This is a genomic window from Crossiella sp. SN42 (genome assembly GCF_023897065.1).
Classification (GTDB): domain Bacteria; phylum Actinomycetota; class Actinomycetes; order Mycobacteriales; family Pseudonocardiaceae; genus Crossiella.
In genome coordinates this window covers 111,859-126,145 of sequence record NZ_JAMHIV010000018.1, presented here as the reverse complement: position 1 = coordinate 126,145, position 14,287 = coordinate 111,859, and the positions used below count along the sequence as shown (strand labels likewise).

Below are 14,287 nucleotides of genomic sequence, written 5' to 3'. Positions count from 1 at the left end.
AAGTTCTCAACTACGGGGCAGACCTGAAGCCCAGCTGAAGCTCGGTTAGGGTCGGTGCCGCGCCAGGGGAACGTCCCTGGTGGCGAGCAGGGGAGGGAATCACCCGATGGACACCGCACCCACCGCGGTCGTCTCGCGTCGGCGCTGGGCCGTGCTCACCGTGTTGTCGGTGAGCCTGCTGCTGGTCGCGGTGGACGCCACCGTGCTGCACACCGCGGTCCCCTCGCTCGCCGCTGATCTCAAGCCGGGCCCGGTCGGGCTGCTCTGGATCATCGACGTCTACTCGCTGCTGGCCGCCCCGCTGCTGATCGCCTTCGGCACCCTCGGCGACCGGTACGGCCGCCGCCGCATCCTGATGTACGGCTACCTGGTCTTCGGCGCCGCCTCGATCGCGGCGGCGCTGTCCACCAGCACCGGCATGCTGATCGCCGCGCGCGCCGGGCTGGGCATCGGCGGCGCGATGATCATGCCGGCCACCCTGTCGGTGCTGCGGCACATCTTCCCCGACCGCAAGGAACGCCAGTTCGCCATCGGCGTGTGGAGCGCGGTGGCCGCCTCCGGCGCGGCGCTCGGACCGCTGCTGGGCGGCGTGCTGGTGGAGTTCTTCTCCTGGCACGCGGCCTTCCTGATCAACGTGCCGGTCATGGTGGTCGCCATCCCGCTGGCGCTGTGGCTGGTGCCCGAGTCGGCCGACCCGGCCAAGGGCCGCTGGGACATCCTCTCCGCGCTGCTGTCCGCGCTCGGCGTGCTCGGCATCGCCTACGGCGTCAAGCAGGCCGGGCACCACGGCGTGCTCGACCCGGTCGCCATCGCCACCGGCCTCGGCGGCCTGCTGATGCTGGTCTGGTTCGTCCGGCGGCAGCTGAGCATGGAAAAACCGTTGCTGGACATGCGGATGTTCCGCAACGCCACCTTCAGCACCGCGGTCGCCTGCGTGGTGCTGGTGATGAGCTCGCTGGCCGGTCTCGGCCTGACGTTCTCCCAGTACCTCCAGTACGTGCTGCAACTCGGCCCGCTCGAGGCCGGGGTGCGGCTGATGCCCGCGATGCTCGCGGCCATCGCCGGTGGCCTGGTCGCCGCGCCGCTGCTGCAGCGCTTCTCCACCAGCGTGGTCACCGCGGGCGGCTTCACCATCACCGCGATCGCGCTGGTGCCCGCCGGGTTCTGGCTGGACACCCAGGACCACCCGTGGCTGCTGGTGCCCTGCCTGCTCGGCGTCGGCCTCGGGGTGTCCGCGGCCTTCACCGCCTCCTCCGACGCGCTGCTGGCCTCCGCGCCGCCCGCGCAGGCAGGCGCCGCGGCCGCGGTGGAGGAGACCGGCTACGAGCTGGGCACCGGGCTGGGCACCGCGATCGTGGGCAGCGTGATGTCCGCGGTCTACACCGCGCACCTGGCCGCCGTGCCCGGGGTGCCGCAGGGCAGCCTGGACCTGGCGCGGCAGTCCATGTCCGAGGCCGACCGGGCCGGGCGCGAGCTGGGCGGACCGGCCGGTGAGGCGCTGCTCGGCGCCGCCCGGCAGGCCTTCGTGGACGGGCTCACCGTCACCCTGGTGATCGCCGCGGTGGTGCTCACCCTGGCCGCGATCGTCGCCTCCCGACTCCTGCCCCGGCAGGTCATCAAGTCCGCAGGACACGACTGAGAGAGAAGCTGTGACCCCCACCGCTACCGAGTCCGAGCCCCAGGTCCGCAAGGGCTGGCGCACCCCGGCCGTGCTGTACCGGCTGATCAGCCACCCCGTGCTGCGCTTCGTGCTGGGCTGGGACCTGCCCAGCAGGGACGTGCGCAAGTGGGTGCCGAGCAGGCCGGGCAGCACCACCGTGGAGATCGGCAGCGGCGGCGGCTTCTTCACCAAGGCGCTGCGCGAGCACCTCGGCGGCGAGGCCCGGCTGATCGGGCTGGACCCGGCCGCGGGCGCGCAGAAGAAGCTCGCCGACAAGCACGCGGGCACGCCGGGCGCGGAGCTGGTGCTGGTGGCGGGGGACGGCTGCAAGCTGCCCTTCGCCGACAACAGCGTGGACACCATCTTCTTCACCTACAGCCTGGAAGAGGTGCCCGACCCGCTGGCCGCGGTGCGCGAGGCGGTCCGGGTGCTGCGGCCCGGCGGGCAGTTCGTCGCGTTCGTGTGGCGGCCGGTGATCCTGCACAAGCGGCGCAAGCCGGTGCAGCAGCTCATCGACTCGCTGCTGACCAAGCAGAACCTGAGCAAGGGCCCGCAGAACCTGCGCATGGCCTACCGCAAGCCAGCGGCCTGACCTGACGGCGGGCGGCCGGATCCCGGCCACCCGTCCCTGCTTTGCCGCGAGCTTTAACGTACTAAGTACGCTAATCTGGCCGGTATGACCCGTATCGACGACATCCGCGCCCGGCTCCAGGAGCAGCTGCCCGAGCTGGCCGCCACGCACGGGGTGCCGGGGGCCCAGGCCGCGGTGCTGGTGGACGGCGAGATCGTCACGGCCGCCACCGGGGTGCTCAACCTGGGCACGGGGGTCGAGGCCACCACCGACTCGCTGTTCCAGGTCGGCTCGATCACCAAGCTGTGGACCGCGACCCTGGTGCTGCAGCTGCTCGACGACGGCCTGCTGGAGCTGGACCGGCCGGTGCGCGAGTACCTGCCGGAGCTGACTCTGGCCGATGCGGGCGCGGCCGCGGTGATCACCACCCGGCAGCTGCTCGCGCACACCGCCGGGTTCGCCGGGGACCTCTTCCGGGACACCGGTCACGGCGCGGACGCGGTCGAGAAGTTCGTGGCCACCCTCGGCGACGCCGCGCAGCTGTTCCCGCCCGGCGAGATGTTCTCCTACAACAACGCCGGCTACATCGTGCTCGGCCGCCTGGTCGAGGTGCTGCGCGGCAAGCCCTTCGGCCAGACCCTGCACGAGCACCTGATCACCCCGCTCGGCCTGGCGCACACCGCGACCGACGCCACCGAGGCCATCCGCTACCGCGCCGCCCTCGGCCACCTGCCCGGCCCGGACGGCGAGCTGCTCCCGGCCCCGGTGTGGTCGCTGGCCGCCTCCGCCGCGCCCGCCGGCGCGCTGCTGTCCATGCGCGCGGCCGACCTGCTGGAGTTCACCAGGCTGGCCCTGGACGGCGGCCGGGAGGGCGTGCTGTCCGCCGAGTCGGCCGAGGCGATGCTGGAGCCGCGGGTGGCCGTGCCCGAGGTTGGCCTGCTGCCCAGCCACTACGGCCTGGGCTGGGGTGTGTGGGACCTGCCGGGCAACCGGGTGGCCGGGCACGACGGCGGCACCATCGGCCAGAGCGCGTTCCTGCGCGTGGTGCCCGCCGCCGGGGTGGCGGTGGCGCTGCTGACCAACGGCGGCGACACGTACCGCCTCTACCAGGACCTGGTGCGCCCCTTGGTCGCCGAGCTGGGCGGGGCGGAGCTGCCCGGCGCGCTGGTCCCGCCTGCCGAACCGGTCGCGGTGGACCCCGGCCGGGCGGTCGGCCGGTACGACGCGGTCCTGGCCAGCCAGGAGGTCACCGTCGACGAGCAGGGCCGGTTCTGGCTGACCACGCTGCCGCTGACCGAGGCGGCCAAGATTTTGCTGACCTCGGAGGCGCCGGTGGAACTGCTCGGGCTCACCGCGGACTCGTTGATCGCCACGGAGCCGAGGATGGGCCTGTACCCGGTGTACGTGCTGGTGGGGGAGCCGGGGCAGCCCGCGCGGTTCCTGCACAGCAGCCGGGCGGCGGCCCGGATCCCGGGCAGCTGAGCGACGCGGCCTGACCTCAACCGGCCACCACGCCCACCCGGGCAAGACTGACCGGGTCGTCATCTCGCAGACTGTGCCGGTGACCTCCGACCTGCTCCGGCGCGCGACCCAAGCCCTGCCCGCCCTGCTCGACGACCTCGGCGAGCTGATCTCCTGCGAGTCGCCCTCGGCCGACCTGGCCGCAGTGGCACGCAGCGCGGACCTGGTGGCCGAGCAGGGCACGCGGCTGCTCGGCGCGGCCCCGGAACGCCTGGAGCTAGGCGGGGTCAGCCACCTGCGCTGGCGCTTCGGTGATCGGCCCAGGGTGCTGGTGCTGGCCCACCACGACACGGTGTGGCCGATCGGCACCCTGGCCCGGCTGCCGTTCTCGGTCACCGACGGCGTGCTGCGCGGGCCCGGCTGCTTCGACATGAAGACCGGGCTGGCCCAGGCCCTGCACGCGCTGTCCTGGCTGAACAGCCTGGACGGGGTGAGCGTACTGGTCAGCGGGGACGAGGAGGTCGGCTCGCTGACCTCCCGGGAGCTGATCGAGGACACCGCGCGGGGCTGCGCCGCGGTGTTCGTGCTGGAGGGCAGCGGCGAGCAGGGCGCGCTCAAGACCGAGCGCAAGGGCACCAGCATGTACCAGCTGGCCATCACCGGCCGCGCCGCGCACGCCGGGCTGGAACCGGAGCTGGGCGTCAACGCGGGCATCGAGCTCGCGCACCAGGTGCTGGCGCTGGCCGCGCTGGGCGATCCCGGACTGGGCACCACGGTCACCCCGACCGTGCTCTCCGCGGGCACCACCACCAACACCGTGCCCGCCGCGGCCGTGGTGCACTGCGATGTGCGCGCCCGCACCGCCGCCGAACAGCAGCGTGTGCACCAGGCCATCCGCGCCTTCGCCCCGGTGCTGCCGGGGGTGGAGCTCGATCCGCTGGGCGGCCCCAACCGGCCGCCGATGGAGGCCGCGTCCTCGGCGGCGCTCTACGCCCGCGCGGTCGCGCTGGCCGCCGGGCTCGGGCTGCCGCCGCTGAGCTCGGTCGCGGTCGGCGGGGCCTCCGACGGCAACTTCACCGCCGGGATCGGCGTGCCCACCCTGGACGGGCTCGGCGCGGTCGGCGGCGGCGCGCACGCCGAGCACGAACACGTGCTCACCGCGCACATCCCGCCCCGCGCCGCGCTGCTGGCCGCACTCGTCGACGACCTGCGGAGCCGTGGATGAGCGCCGAAGCGGCCCTGGTGGAGACCGCCAAGCGGGACGCGCTGGCCGCCGCGCACGCCGCCGGGGTGGAGATCGCCGAACTGGCCGAGCTCAGCGACCTGCAACGCGCTTTCCGGCTGTTCCAGGACATCTGGCTGCCCAAGCCGGGCAGCGAGCCGATCACCGTCGAGCTGATGCGGGTGCTGGAGCACACCGGCGGTTACGTGGCAGGCGCGTTCAGCGCCGACGAGCTGGTGGGCGCGGGGGCGGGTTTCCTGGCCGCGCCGATCGGCCGCGGTCTGCACTCGCACGTGGCCGGGGTGGCCGGCCAGGCCCAGGGCCGCTCGGTCGGCTACGCGCTCAAGCTGCACCAGCGGGCCTGGGCACTGGTGCGCGGCCTGGACGTGGTCAGCTGGACCTTCGACCCGCTGGTGCGCCGCAACGCCTTCTTCAACCTGGCCAAGCTGGGCGCGCTGCCCGCGGAGTACCTGCCCGACTTCTACGGCCCGATGGCCGATGAGATCAACGACGCCGGGCCCAGCGACCGGGTGCTGCTGTCCTGGCGGCTCACCGGCCCCGCGGTCGCCGCGGCCTGCGCCGGGCGCCCGCTCACCCCGGACATCACCACCGCCGAACCACTTCTGTCCGATGTGGACGGTCGGCCGGTGCGGCGGGAGACCGGGGCGGGCACCGTGCTGGTCGCGGTGCCCGCCGACATCGAGACCTTGCGTGGCAAGGATCCCGTGCTCGCGGTGGAGTGGCGGTTCGCGGTCAGGGACACCCTGGGCGAGCTGCTGGACGCCGGCGCGACGGTGACCGGGTTCCTGCGCAGCGGGTCCTACGTGGTGTCCCGGCCGGACCGCTGAAGCGGGTCAGGGCGCGACGGTCACCTCGACCGTGCCCGCCTCCGGCTCCTGGAAGCGCAGCAGCGCCTCGCCCTCCTCGACCAGCTCGTCCAGGGTGCTGCGGGACAGCGGCAGGAACGGGCGCAGGGTGAGGATCGCCTTGTCCTTCTTGCGGGTGGTCTCCCACACGCCGCGGACCTGGCCGTCGACCAGGAAGGTGGCCCGCACCCGCAGGTTCTTGGTCACCACCTCGCCGCGGTGCGCGTCGGCCAGCACCCTGGTGCGGTCGGCGTGCGCCAGCACCAGGTTGTCGAACTCCGGCAGGTAGCGGACCGGGGCCGGCACGTCCGCCTCCGGGCGCGGGGCCTCCGGCAGGTCGAAGAGCTCGCGCCCGTTCTCGTCCTGGAAGACCTCCAGCTTGTGCCGCAGCCGGTCCATGATCTGCTTGGCCTCGGCCAGCCCGGACCAGGTGTGGAAGTCCTGCGCGGAGGCCGGGCCGAACGCGCCGAGGTAGCGCAGCGCCAGCCGGTCCGTCTCGTCCACAGTGGACAGTGGATCGGGCAGCCACTCGTCGGCCAGGGTGAAGGCGGCCACCGTCGGGAACGACCAGCGGTCCTGGGTCGGCCGCATCACCAGCGGCAGCTGGGTGCGCACCGCGTAGCCCAGTGCGCGGTCGTTCACCGCGGGGAAGGCCTCCTGCAGCAGCGGGCGCAGCTCGGTGAAGCTGCGCGGCGCGGCGGCCAGGATCGCCCGCGCGGTGGGCAGCAACCGCTCCAGGTCCAGGCCGTTGGCGCGGGAACCCAGCACCCGCAGCGAGGCGGTCAGCATCGGTTGCAGGGTGTGCCGGAACCGGAGGTAGTCCGCCGAGCTCATCAGGTGCAGGGTGCCGCGCAGCAGGGTGGCGCGGACGATCCGGCGCTCGTGCAGCGCCTCGTGCAGCTCCCGCCGCTCGAAGCCGGCGATCCGGGTCCACAGCGCCACGAACGGCGGCCGCGCCTCCTGCGCCTGGATCCCGCACAGTCGCTCCACCAGGTCGACCGCGGAGACCTGCTCCCTGCTCAGCAGGTGCTGGCGCGCCAGCGTCGCCCGGTTGAGCCGGCCACGGGTCACGATGTCCATACCGGCCAGCTCATCATGTTCCCGTCGCGGACCGGGCACAATCCGGGCAAGAACCCGAGGATGTTACCCGTTTGATGAGTAGCCCGCTGGCCCGTCCGGTCGTCGGTTGTCCGCTCGGACAACCATTACTCAGCCCAGGCCGACTCCAGGATCACGTCCACGAAATCCCTGCGCACGAACCCGGGCCCGTACCGCGCCAGCACATCGGCCTTGATGTTGCCGAAGGTCGTCTCCGGCCGGTGCGCCAGTCCACGGTGGAACGCTTCCAGAATGCGCCGCTTGAACTCCGGCCGGGGATGCGCGGCGACCACGGCCTCCCGGTCGGCGTTGGTCATCTCGTCCAGGCCGGCGCCGACCACGTCGACCTCCACCCCGGCGATCACCAGTGCGATCTCCGGGGCCATGTGGTGCGGGATCTCCATCGTGGTGTGCAAGGCGATCGCGGTCCACACCGTGGTCACCGCCCGCTCGGGCAGGCCGTGGCGGCGCAGGAACTCGGCCGCGTCGTCCGCGCCGTCGATCTCGAACCGTTGCCGGGACTGGCGATGCCGTTCGGTGAGGCCGAGGTCGTGGAACATCGCGCCCACGTAGAGCAGCTCCCGGTCGAAGGTCAGGCCGCGGTGCTCGCCGCGCAGCGCGCCGAAGTGGTAGACGCGGCGGGAGTGGTGGTAGAGCAGGTCATCGGTCAGGTCGCGCACGAGTTCGGTGGCCTCGGCGGCCAGTGCGCTGTCCGGGACGGTCAGGGTGGCGGGCACGCGGTTCTCCGTTGCGCTGGAAGAGGATCGGTCCGGTTCAGACTGTCAGCGGACCCGCCTCGGCACGCGCGGTGATCCGGCCGCGAATCCCTCGGATCCGGACATACTGGGGAGGTGCCAGCCACGCCCCGCACCGTGCTCGTCCTGCTTTACGACGGCTTCCGCCTGCTCGATGTCACCGGACCGCTGGAGGTCTTCGCGGTGGCCAACGAGCAGGGCGGGAACTACCGGCTGCTGCTGGCCGCGCCCGGCGGGCAGGACGTGCGGGCCAACACCGGATCGCGGCTGGGCGCCGATCTCGACCTGGCCGAGGCGCAGGCGCACGGGGCCACCCTGGTGGTGCCGGGCGGGCCGAACTGGGCGCACACCATCAGCGACACCGAACTGCTGGCCCAGGTGCGGCGGCTGGCCGGTCAGGCCGAGCGCACCGCCTCGGTGTGCGCGGGCGCGTTCGTGCTGGCCGCGGCCGGGCTGCTGGACGGGCGGCGGGCCACCACGCACTGGGACCTGGCCGACGCGCTGGCCAGGAAGTTCCCCGCGATCGAGGTGGACGCGGACGCGATCTTCGTCCGGGACGGGCCGGTGATCACCTCCGCCGGGGTCACCTCCGGCATCGACCTGGCGCTGAGCCTGGTCGAGGAGGACCTGGGCGTGGCGACCGCGCGGCTGGTGGCCAAGCACCTGGTGGTGTTCCTGCAACGGCCGGGCGGGCAGTCCCAGTTCAGCGCGCGGCTGCGGGCCGGGCGGCCGCGCACCGAGGGCCTGCGCCGGTTGCTGGACACCGTGGTCGCCGACCCGGCGGGCAGGCACTCGCTGGCCGAACTGGCCGCCAGGGCCGGGATGAGCGCCCGGCACCTCACCCGGCTGTTCCGCGAGGAGCTGGACACCACCCCGCAGCGCTACGTGGAGCAGGTGCGGGTGGAGGCGGCCCGGCAGCACCTGGAGGGCACCGCCGATCCGCTGGACGTGGTGGCCCGGCAGGCCGGTTTCGGCTCGGTGGAGACGCTGCGCCGGGCCTTCCACCGGGAGACCGGGGTCTCGCCCAGCGGCTACCGCACCCGGTTCCGCCGCGGCTAGCCGACCCGGAACTCCCGCGTGCAGCCGGAAACCGGACGGCACCGGCCATCCGTGGTGCGCGCATCGCCCTGGTAGCGCAGCCGGAAGGTGCCCGCGGTCCCGGCGGGAATGTCCCAGGTGATGGTGACGCGCTGCCTGACCCAGTGCAGCTTCGTGCACCAGTCGCCGTCGTCGGCCACCGTGACCCAGTCCGCGCCCGCCCGCCGCTGCACCTGGAGGAACGTGCCGCCGCGCCGCAGGTCGTTGGCCAGGTGCGCGCCCGCGAACACCGCCCGCACCAGCTCGCCCGGCCGGTAGGAATCCCGTGGCTGGACCAGCACATCGCCGAACTCCCGGCCCGCGGGCGGGGTGTCCAGCCCGCGCCGCCGGTGCGCGCGCACCCGCTTGGCGAGATCCGGTGGCGGAGTGCCCGGTGGCACTGGGACTCCGTCGCGCAGCGCGGTGGCCAGACCGGCCGCGACCTGGGTCAGCGCGGGCAGCTGCCAGCGGCCGAACAGTGTGCTGCCGCCCTCGTAGCGCTGCGCCAGGTACTCCTCCGGCGTGGTGACGTAGTGGAAGTAGCCGTTGCTGTACCCGGCCACCAGCACATCGGACAGCTCCGCGCCGACGATTGCGGCCACCGCGCGCCGCAGCCGCAGCCCGGCGGTGATGGTGACCTCGCCGGGAATGCCGATCAGGTGCAGCTGCCCGATCCGCAGCAGCTGCACCGGATACCGCTCCTGCACCAGCCGCCCGGCCCGCCGCACCAGCCGCGCGGGCAGCGCGATTCCCTTGGGGGACTGGGTTTCCCGCAGCCGGGCGGACCATCGGTACCAGACCCGGCGGGAGAGCACGTCCAGCACCGAGTCCCGCCCCTGCCGGAAGCCGGGGAACCCGGGGCCTTCATCTGTGCCAGCCAGGCAGGCCGCTCCGGTCACCGGCGGACCGGTCCGGTGCACCCGGCCGTCGCCGGTGAACTCCGGCCGGACCTCCACCTCGGACAGGTCCACATAGGTCAGTCGCGCGTCCACGCCCCCGGTCACCGGCGTGCCGGGCTCGGCGGCCAGCGCCGCGGCGGCCTCGTACTGGCGCAGGCCGATCAGCCGGGTGCTGTCGAACTCGTCCTCGGTGGGACCGCTGTGCGGGCGCAGGTTCAGGTTCGGCGACATGTCCCCGGCGTTGGTCTGGGCGAACGCGCCGATGAAGGCGGGCTGTTCGTCGGCCAGGTAGTCCACGCCGGTGACCAGGCGCTCCCAGTGGTAGGCGGCGTAACCCTTGTTGTCCCCGCTGAGCAGCCGGTTCGTGTTGCACATGCTGGTGCCGTGGGTGGCGAAGAAGTTGACCGCCCCGGCCAGCCGCCCGTCCCGCTCGACGCGCAGCAGCGTGGTCTGCGGGTCGATGGCCGCCGGGAACACCGCGCGCTCGGCGGGCGGGTTGCGCAGCCAGGCCGCGCGGGAGCGGTTCACGCTGGCCCCGCGGAGCTCACCGTGCGCCAGGGTCAGCGTGGCCGGCGCGAGGTCGGCGTGCGCCCGCTCGACGGCTTCCACGATCCCGGCCACGATCGCGGCGAAGGTCTTGGGCCGGAAGCCGGGCACGGTCAGGTTGTACAGCGCGTGGTGGCTGTAGCCGCCGGGTCCGGCGTGCGTGTGGGTGACCGTGAGCAGGGTGTTCCGCGCGGTGTAGAGCTCGCCGAAGCGGGCGCGCAGCCTGGTCAGCACCGCCCGGTGCACGCTGTCGAACATCAGCGGCAGCTCGCTGACCACCAGCAGCACCCTGGACTCGCCGTGCGCCACCACGAACGCCCTGGCCCGCAACCGCAGGTGGATGCCCGCGCTGCGCTGGGAGGCCTTGCCGTAGCCGAGCAGTCCGCACCCGGCGGCCTCGCCGGTGATGTCGGCGATGCCGCGCCCGACGAGGTAACCGGTCACTGGTCCAGCAGGCTCGCGGCCACGGTCGCGCCCAGCTCCCAGCAGGACTCCAGATCCTGCTTGCCGGGCTGGCCGAGCACGGTCACCGGGGGGAAGGCCTTGCGCCACTTCAGGCCGGTCGCGATGGACTCCACCGCGCGGACCGCGCCCTCCACGCCTTCGTTGCCGTGCACGTAGAGGCCATAAGGCCGGCCGATGGTCGCCGACAGGCACGGGTAGTAGACCGTGTCGAAGAAGTGCTTGAGCGCGCCGCTCATGTAACCGATGTTCGCCGGGGTGCCCAGCAGGCAGCCGTCGGCGCCGAGCACGTCCACCGGCGAGGCGGTCAGCGCGGGTCTGACCTGGACCTCGATCCCGTCCAGCTCATCGGTGGACGCGCCGGAGACCACCGCCTCCAGCAGGGCCTGGGTGGCGGGGGAGGGGGTGTGGTGGACGATCAGCAGGGTTGGCATCGTCCACCCACCTTGGCAGCTGGCGGGGAGGGCCGCCAGTCACGTCAACCGGGGCTGCCGTGTGCCAGGTCCCGCAGCGCGAGGGGGCGCGTCAGGGCCTGGACCGTGCGGTTGAGGAACAGGGAGTCGAACGGGCTGGGGGCGGCCAGCGGACCGCCGAACTGGCGGAAGTAGTGCAGGTCGGTGTCATTGTCAGGCTGATGCAGGGGGAGCTGCCTGGCCACGTGCCGGTAGTCCTCGATCTGCCGTTTGAGGTCCCAGTAGCGAGGTGACATAACATCACAGTGCGCCAGATCACAACGGTTGGGTAATGTCAGCAGGCCATAGCTTCCGCGTATGACCCCCGTTGCCTGTCCTTCACCTTTAAGACAGGCTCCCGTGGCGGTCCAGCCAGTACGCGTAGACCGGGTGGTACTCGACCTGCTCGGCGTAGTCCTCCACCAGGAAGCGCAGCAGCTTGTCCGACTGGCGGGCGATGGTGCCCTCGCGGTGGTGCACCAGCAGCCGGGTGGTGCGCAGCGGCGTGTCCCGCAGCGGCCGGTTCACCGTGCCGGCGGGCGGGTCCGACAGCGGCGGGCAGAGCAGCACCGCCTGCTGGCTGCGCACCAGCTCATCGGCCTGCGGCAGGTCCACCCGGTGCCGGATGCGCGGCACGAAACCGGCCCGGCCGCAGGCGGCGTAGATGGACTCGTCGTCGTTGTTGCCGCACGGTGAGGGCGTGGCCCAGTCCTCACCGGCCAGGTCGCCGAGGCTCACCTCGCACTGGGCGGCCAGCGGGTGGCCGGAGGCGAGGCGGACGAACACCGGTTCCACCACCACCACGTGGTAGGCCAGGGTGGGCCGCCTGCGCAGCTCGTAGCCGTCGCACTCGTTGAGCAGCGCGATGTCCAGCCTGCCGCTGTCCAGCACCTCGGCCACCGCGTGCGAGGACGGGCCCTCCTCGGTGCGCAGCTCGGCCGCCGGGTGCAGGGTGTTCAGGCCGCGCACCAGGCTGGGCAGCAGCGGACCGGGGCGCACGCCGATGCGGATCTCGCGCAGCTCCTCGTCCTCGGCCAGTCCGCGCGAGGGCGCGAGGCCGTCCAGCACCGGCAGTACGGAGTTGGCGCGGACCAGGATGAACTCGCCCAGCGCGGTGGGCCGCACGCCGTCGCGCTCGCGCACGAACAGCGGCCCGCCCATGAAGCGCTCCAGGCGCTGCACCTGGCGGGTCAAGGTGGGTTGGGACAGCCCGAGAACCGCGGCCGCCTTGGTCATGCTGCCGGCCTCGGCGATCGCGCACAGCATCCGCAAGTGACGGACCTCCAGGTCCATGCGGCCATCGTATGGACCCGAACGTCCGGGTGAAAGGCGCAAACGACTGAGGGCCCCGGTTGGCCAATACTGTTTTGTTCAGTTGTCGAGACGCGTTCAGTTCTGTTTCGTGGCAACGGTTTGCATTGTTCAGTCCGGCTGCGCGTCGAGCTCGGCGATGAGGCGGCGCAGCGCGGGCAGCGCGTCGGTGATGGTGTCCAGCTCGGCCGCGGACATCCGGTCCATCGCCTCGCCGACCACCCGGTTGCGGTGCCCGTCGAACTCGGCCAGGCGGCCCAACGCGAGCTCGGTCGGCCGCAGCCGGGCGCTGCGCCGGTCCGTCGGACAGACCCGCCGTTCCAGCAGGCCCTCCGCGCTCAGTGCCGCGACCAGTGTGCTCACCGTGTTCGCGGCCAGCTGGAGGGTCTGCGCGGCCTCGCGCACGGTCAGGCCGGGGCTGGCCGCGACCGTGCGCAGCAGGTTGGCCTGGGCCTCGGGCAGCGGCGGGTGCGGGAAGTGCCGCCGGGTGTTGCGCAGCACCGCCATCCGCAGCCGCGGCAGCACCGCGAACAGGTCTTCGGCCAGGGCTGACCGGTGGTCGGCGGGGCGGGCGGGATCACGTTTCCCCGGCGCGGGCATTCCCGTATCTTAACCCCTATATATCGTTCGCAGAGGTAATGAGCTGGGGAGCTTCCGTGGTTGACCTGCAGACCGCACCGGCGACAGCGAAGTCCAGGGCGGCGACCGCCTTGCTGGCGGTGCTGTTAGGTGGCTGCACCGCCTTCGGGCCGCTCACCATCGACATGTACCTGCCCGCGTTCCCGCAGATCGCGGCGGATCTGGGCAGCACGGCCGCGCAGGTGCAGCTGACCCTGACCGCCTGCCTGATCGGCCTGGCCCTGGGCCAGCTGGTGATCGGCCCGCTCAGCGACATCCTGGGCCGCCGCCGTCCGCTGCTGGCCGGGCTCGCGGTGTACGCGGTGACCTCGGTGGCCTGCGTGTTCGCCAACAGCGTCGGCCTGCTGGTGGGCCTGCGGTTCATCCAGGGCGTGGCGGGCGCGGCCGGCATCGTGATCGCCAGGGCGATCGTGCGGGACCTGTACTCCGGCGTGGCCGCGGCGAAGTTCTTCTCCAACCTGATGCTGATCTCCGGCCTGGCCCCGATCCTGGCCCCGGTGATCGGCGGCCAACTGCTCAAGGTGGCCACCTGGCACGGCGTCTTCGCGGTGCTGGCGGCCTTCGCGGTGCTGCTGTTGCTGGGCGGCCTGTTCGGCCTCCGCGAGACCCTGCCGGTGGAACGCAGGCACGGCGGCGGCCTGGGCCAGACCTTCCGCTCCATCCGCACCCTGCTCCGCGACCGGGCCTTCGTCGGCTACGTGCTCACCTCTGGCCTGACCATGGCCGCGATGTTCGCCTACATCTCCGGCTCGCCGTTCGTCATCCAGGACCTCTACGGCGCCTCCCCGCAGGTCTACAGCCTGATCTTCGGCGCGAACGCGATCGGCATCGTCGCGGTCGCCCAGCTCAACGGCCGCCTGGCGCACCGGGTGCACTCCAGGACCCTGCTCGCCATCGGCGTCCAGGTGGTCGCCCTGGCGGGCCTGGCCCTGCTGGCCGTGGTCCTCATCGGCGGCACCGAACTGGGCCTGACCGGCTTCCTCATCCCGCTGTTCGTCCTGATCGCCAGCATCGGCATGATCCTGCCGACCACCACCACCCTGGCCATGGCCGACCACCCGGAAGCCGCGGGCGCCGCCTCGGCGCTGCTGGGCTCGGTCCAGTTCGTCATCGGCGGCCTCACCGCGCCGTTGGTGGGCCTGGCGGGTCAGGACAGCGCGGTCCCGATGGCCGCCGCGATGGCGCTTATGGGTATAGCCGCGTTCGCGATGTACTTCTTCGTGGCGCGTCCCGCCGCCAGAAAGGCCAACGCGGCCTAGCATCCGGTT

Annotated in this window: 14 protein-coding genes; 7 read left to right on the top strand and 7 right to left on the bottom strand. The window is 72.7% G+C overall.

Annotation, left to right across the window (positions count from 1 at the left end; all coding sequences use genetic code 11):
- Window positions 1-106: 106 nt before the first annotated feature.
- The 5 genes from M8C13_RS22365 to M8C13_RS22345 all read left to right on the top strand — a co-directional run bounded on the left by M8C13_RS22365 (window position 107) and on the right by M8C13_RS22345 (window position 5,762).
- Window positions 107-1,639, top strand: coding sequence for an MFS transporter (locus tag M8C13_RS22365; protein WP_252482616.1), 1,533 nt, complete (start codon window positions 107-109; stop codon window positions 1,637-1,639).
- A gap of 10 nt (window positions 1,640-1,649) precedes the next feature.
- On the top strand, window positions 1,650-2,252 hold the full coding sequence (locus tag M8C13_RS22360) for a class I SAM-dependent methyltransferase (protein WP_252482615.1): 603 nt from the start codon (window positions 1,650-1,652) through the stop codon (window positions 2,250-2,252).
- Between the two features lie 84 nt (window positions 2,253-2,336).
- On the top strand, window positions 2,337-3,713 hold the full coding sequence (locus M8C13_RS22355; protein ID WP_252482614.1) for a serine hydrolase: 1,377 nt from the start codon (window positions 2,337-2,339) through the stop codon (window positions 3,711-3,713).
- Between the two features lie 115 nt (window positions 3,714-3,828).
- A complete protein-coding gene (locus M8C13_RS22350; RefSeq protein WP_252482694.1) occupies window positions 3,829-4,917 on the top strand; it encodes a M20 family metallopeptidase in 1,089 nt (362 codons plus the stop codon).
- The gene (locus tag M8C13_RS22345; protein ID WP_252482613.1) at window positions 4,914-5,762 is read left to right on the top strand and encodes a GNAT family N-acetyltransferase; all 849 of its coding nucleotides are present in this window, start codon (window positions 4,914-4,916) and stop codon (window positions 5,760-5,762) included. The genes M8C13_RS22350 and M8C13_RS22345 overlap by 4 nt, the downstream gene beginning before the upstream one ends.
- Before the next feature lie 6 nt (window positions 5,763-5,768).
- Here the strand turns inward: M8C13_RS22345 and M8C13_RS22340 are convergent, their stop codons facing one another.
- Both M8C13_RS22340 and M8C13_RS22335 read right to left on the bottom strand, forming a co-directional pair.
- A complete protein-coding gene (locus M8C13_RS22340; protein ID WP_252482612.1) occupies window positions 5,769-6,860 on the bottom strand; it encodes a winged helix DNA-binding domain-containing protein in 1,092 nt (363 codons plus the stop codon).
- Window positions 6,861-6,985: 125 nt separating this feature from the next.
- The gene (locus M8C13_RS22335) at window positions 6,986-7,615 is read right to left on the bottom strand and encodes an HD domain-containing protein (protein ID WP_252482611.1); all 630 of its coding nucleotides are present in this window, start codon (window positions 7,613-7,615) and stop codon (window positions 6,986-6,988) included.
- A gap of 114 nt (window positions 7,616-7,729) precedes the next feature.
- Between M8C13_RS22335 and M8C13_RS22330 the strand changes: the two genes are divergently transcribed.
- Complete coding sequence (locus M8C13_RS22330) at window positions 7,730-8,692, top strand: GlxA family transcriptional regulator (protein ID WP_252482610.1); 963 nt, start codon at window positions 7,730-7,732, stop codon at window positions 8,690-8,692.
- On the opposite strand, the gene M8C13_RS22325 is transcribed toward M8C13_RS22330, so the two are convergent.
- The 5 genes from M8C13_RS22325 to M8C13_RS22305 all read right to left on the bottom strand — a co-directional run bounded on the left by M8C13_RS22325 (window position 8,689) and on the right by M8C13_RS22305 (window position 12,980).
- On the bottom strand, window positions 8,689-10,599 hold the full coding sequence (locus M8C13_RS22325; protein ID WP_252482609.1) for a neutral/alkaline non-lysosomal ceramidase N-terminal domain-containing protein: 1,911 nt from the start codon (window positions 10,597-10,599) through the stop codon (window positions 8,689-8,691). The two genes, M8C13_RS22330 and M8C13_RS22325, sit on opposite strands and share 4 nt — an antisense overlap.
- A complete protein-coding gene (locus tag M8C13_RS22320) occupies window positions 10,596-11,051 on the bottom strand; it encodes a flavodoxin family protein (RefSeq protein ID WP_252482608.1) in 456 nt (151 codons plus the stop codon). Before M8C13_RS22320 ends, M8C13_RS22325 begins: the two co-directional genes overlap by 4 nt.
- Before the next feature lie 44 nt (window positions 11,052-11,095).
- Window positions 11,096-11,326, bottom strand: coding sequence for a hypothetical protein (locus M8C13_RS22315; protein WP_252482607.1), 231 nt, complete (start codon window positions 11,324-11,326; stop codon window positions 11,096-11,098).
- A gap of 88 nt (window positions 11,327-11,414) precedes the next feature.
- Window positions 11,415-12,362, bottom strand: a complete 948-nt coding sequence (locus M8C13_RS22310) for a LysR family transcriptional regulator (RefSeq protein ID WP_252482606.1) — start codon at window positions 12,360-12,362, stop codon at window positions 11,415-11,417.
- Window positions 12,363-12,491: 129 nt separating this feature from the next.
- The gene (locus M8C13_RS22305) at window positions 12,492-12,980 is read right to left on the bottom strand and encodes a MarR family winged helix-turn-helix transcriptional regulator (RefSeq protein WP_252482605.1); all 489 of its coding nucleotides are present in this window, start codon (window positions 12,978-12,980) and stop codon (window positions 12,492-12,494) included.
- A 56-nt stretch (window positions 12,981-13,036) separates the two neighbouring features.
- Here M8C13_RS22305 and M8C13_RS22300 point away from each other — a divergent pair, with 56 nt between their 5' ends.
- Window positions 13,037-14,278 (top strand): multidrug effflux MFS transporter, encoded by a 1,242-nt coding sequence (locus M8C13_RS22300; protein WP_252482604.1) that lies wholly within the window; start codon window positions 13,037-13,039, stop codon window positions 14,276-14,278.
- The last annotated feature ends 9 nt before the right edge of the window (window positions 14,279-14,287 follow it).

What these genes read in the sequence shown, in the direction of transcription:
- M8C13_RS22320 (WP_252482608.1), bottom strand. Translation starts at nt 11,051, where the DNA reads ATGCCAACCCTGCTGATCGTCCACCACACCCCCTCCCCCGCCACCCAG.
- M8C13_RS22340 (WP_252482612.1), bottom strand. Translation starts at nt 6,860, where the DNA reads ATGGACATCGTGACCCGTGGCCGGCTCAACCGGGCGACGCTGGCGCGC.
- M8C13_RS22365 (WP_252482616.1), top strand. Translation starts at nt 107, where the DNA reads ATGGACACCGCACCCACCGCGGTCGTCTCGCGTCGGCGCTGGGCCGTG.
- M8C13_RS22310 (WP_252482606.1), bottom strand. Translation starts at nt 12,362, where the DNA reads ATGGACCTGGAGGTCCGTCACTTGCGGATGCTGTGCGCGATCGCCGAG.
- M8C13_RS22355 (WP_252482614.1), top strand. Translation starts at nt 2,337, where the DNA reads ATGACCCGTATCGACGACATCCGCGCCCGGCTCCAGGAGCAGCTGCCC.
- M8C13_RS22305 (WP_252482605.1), bottom strand. Translation starts at nt 12,980, where the DNA reads ATGCCCGCGCCGGGGAAACGTGATCCCGCCCGCCCCGCCGACCACCGG.
- M8C13_RS22315 (WP_252482607.1), bottom strand. Translation starts at nt 11,326, where the DNA reads ATGTCACCTCGCTACTGGGACCTCAAACGGCAGATCGAGGACTACCGG.
- M8C13_RS22345 (WP_252482613.1), top strand. Translation starts at nt 4,914, where the DNA reads ATGAGCGCCGAAGCGGCCCTGGTGGAGACCGCCAAGCGGGACGCGCTG.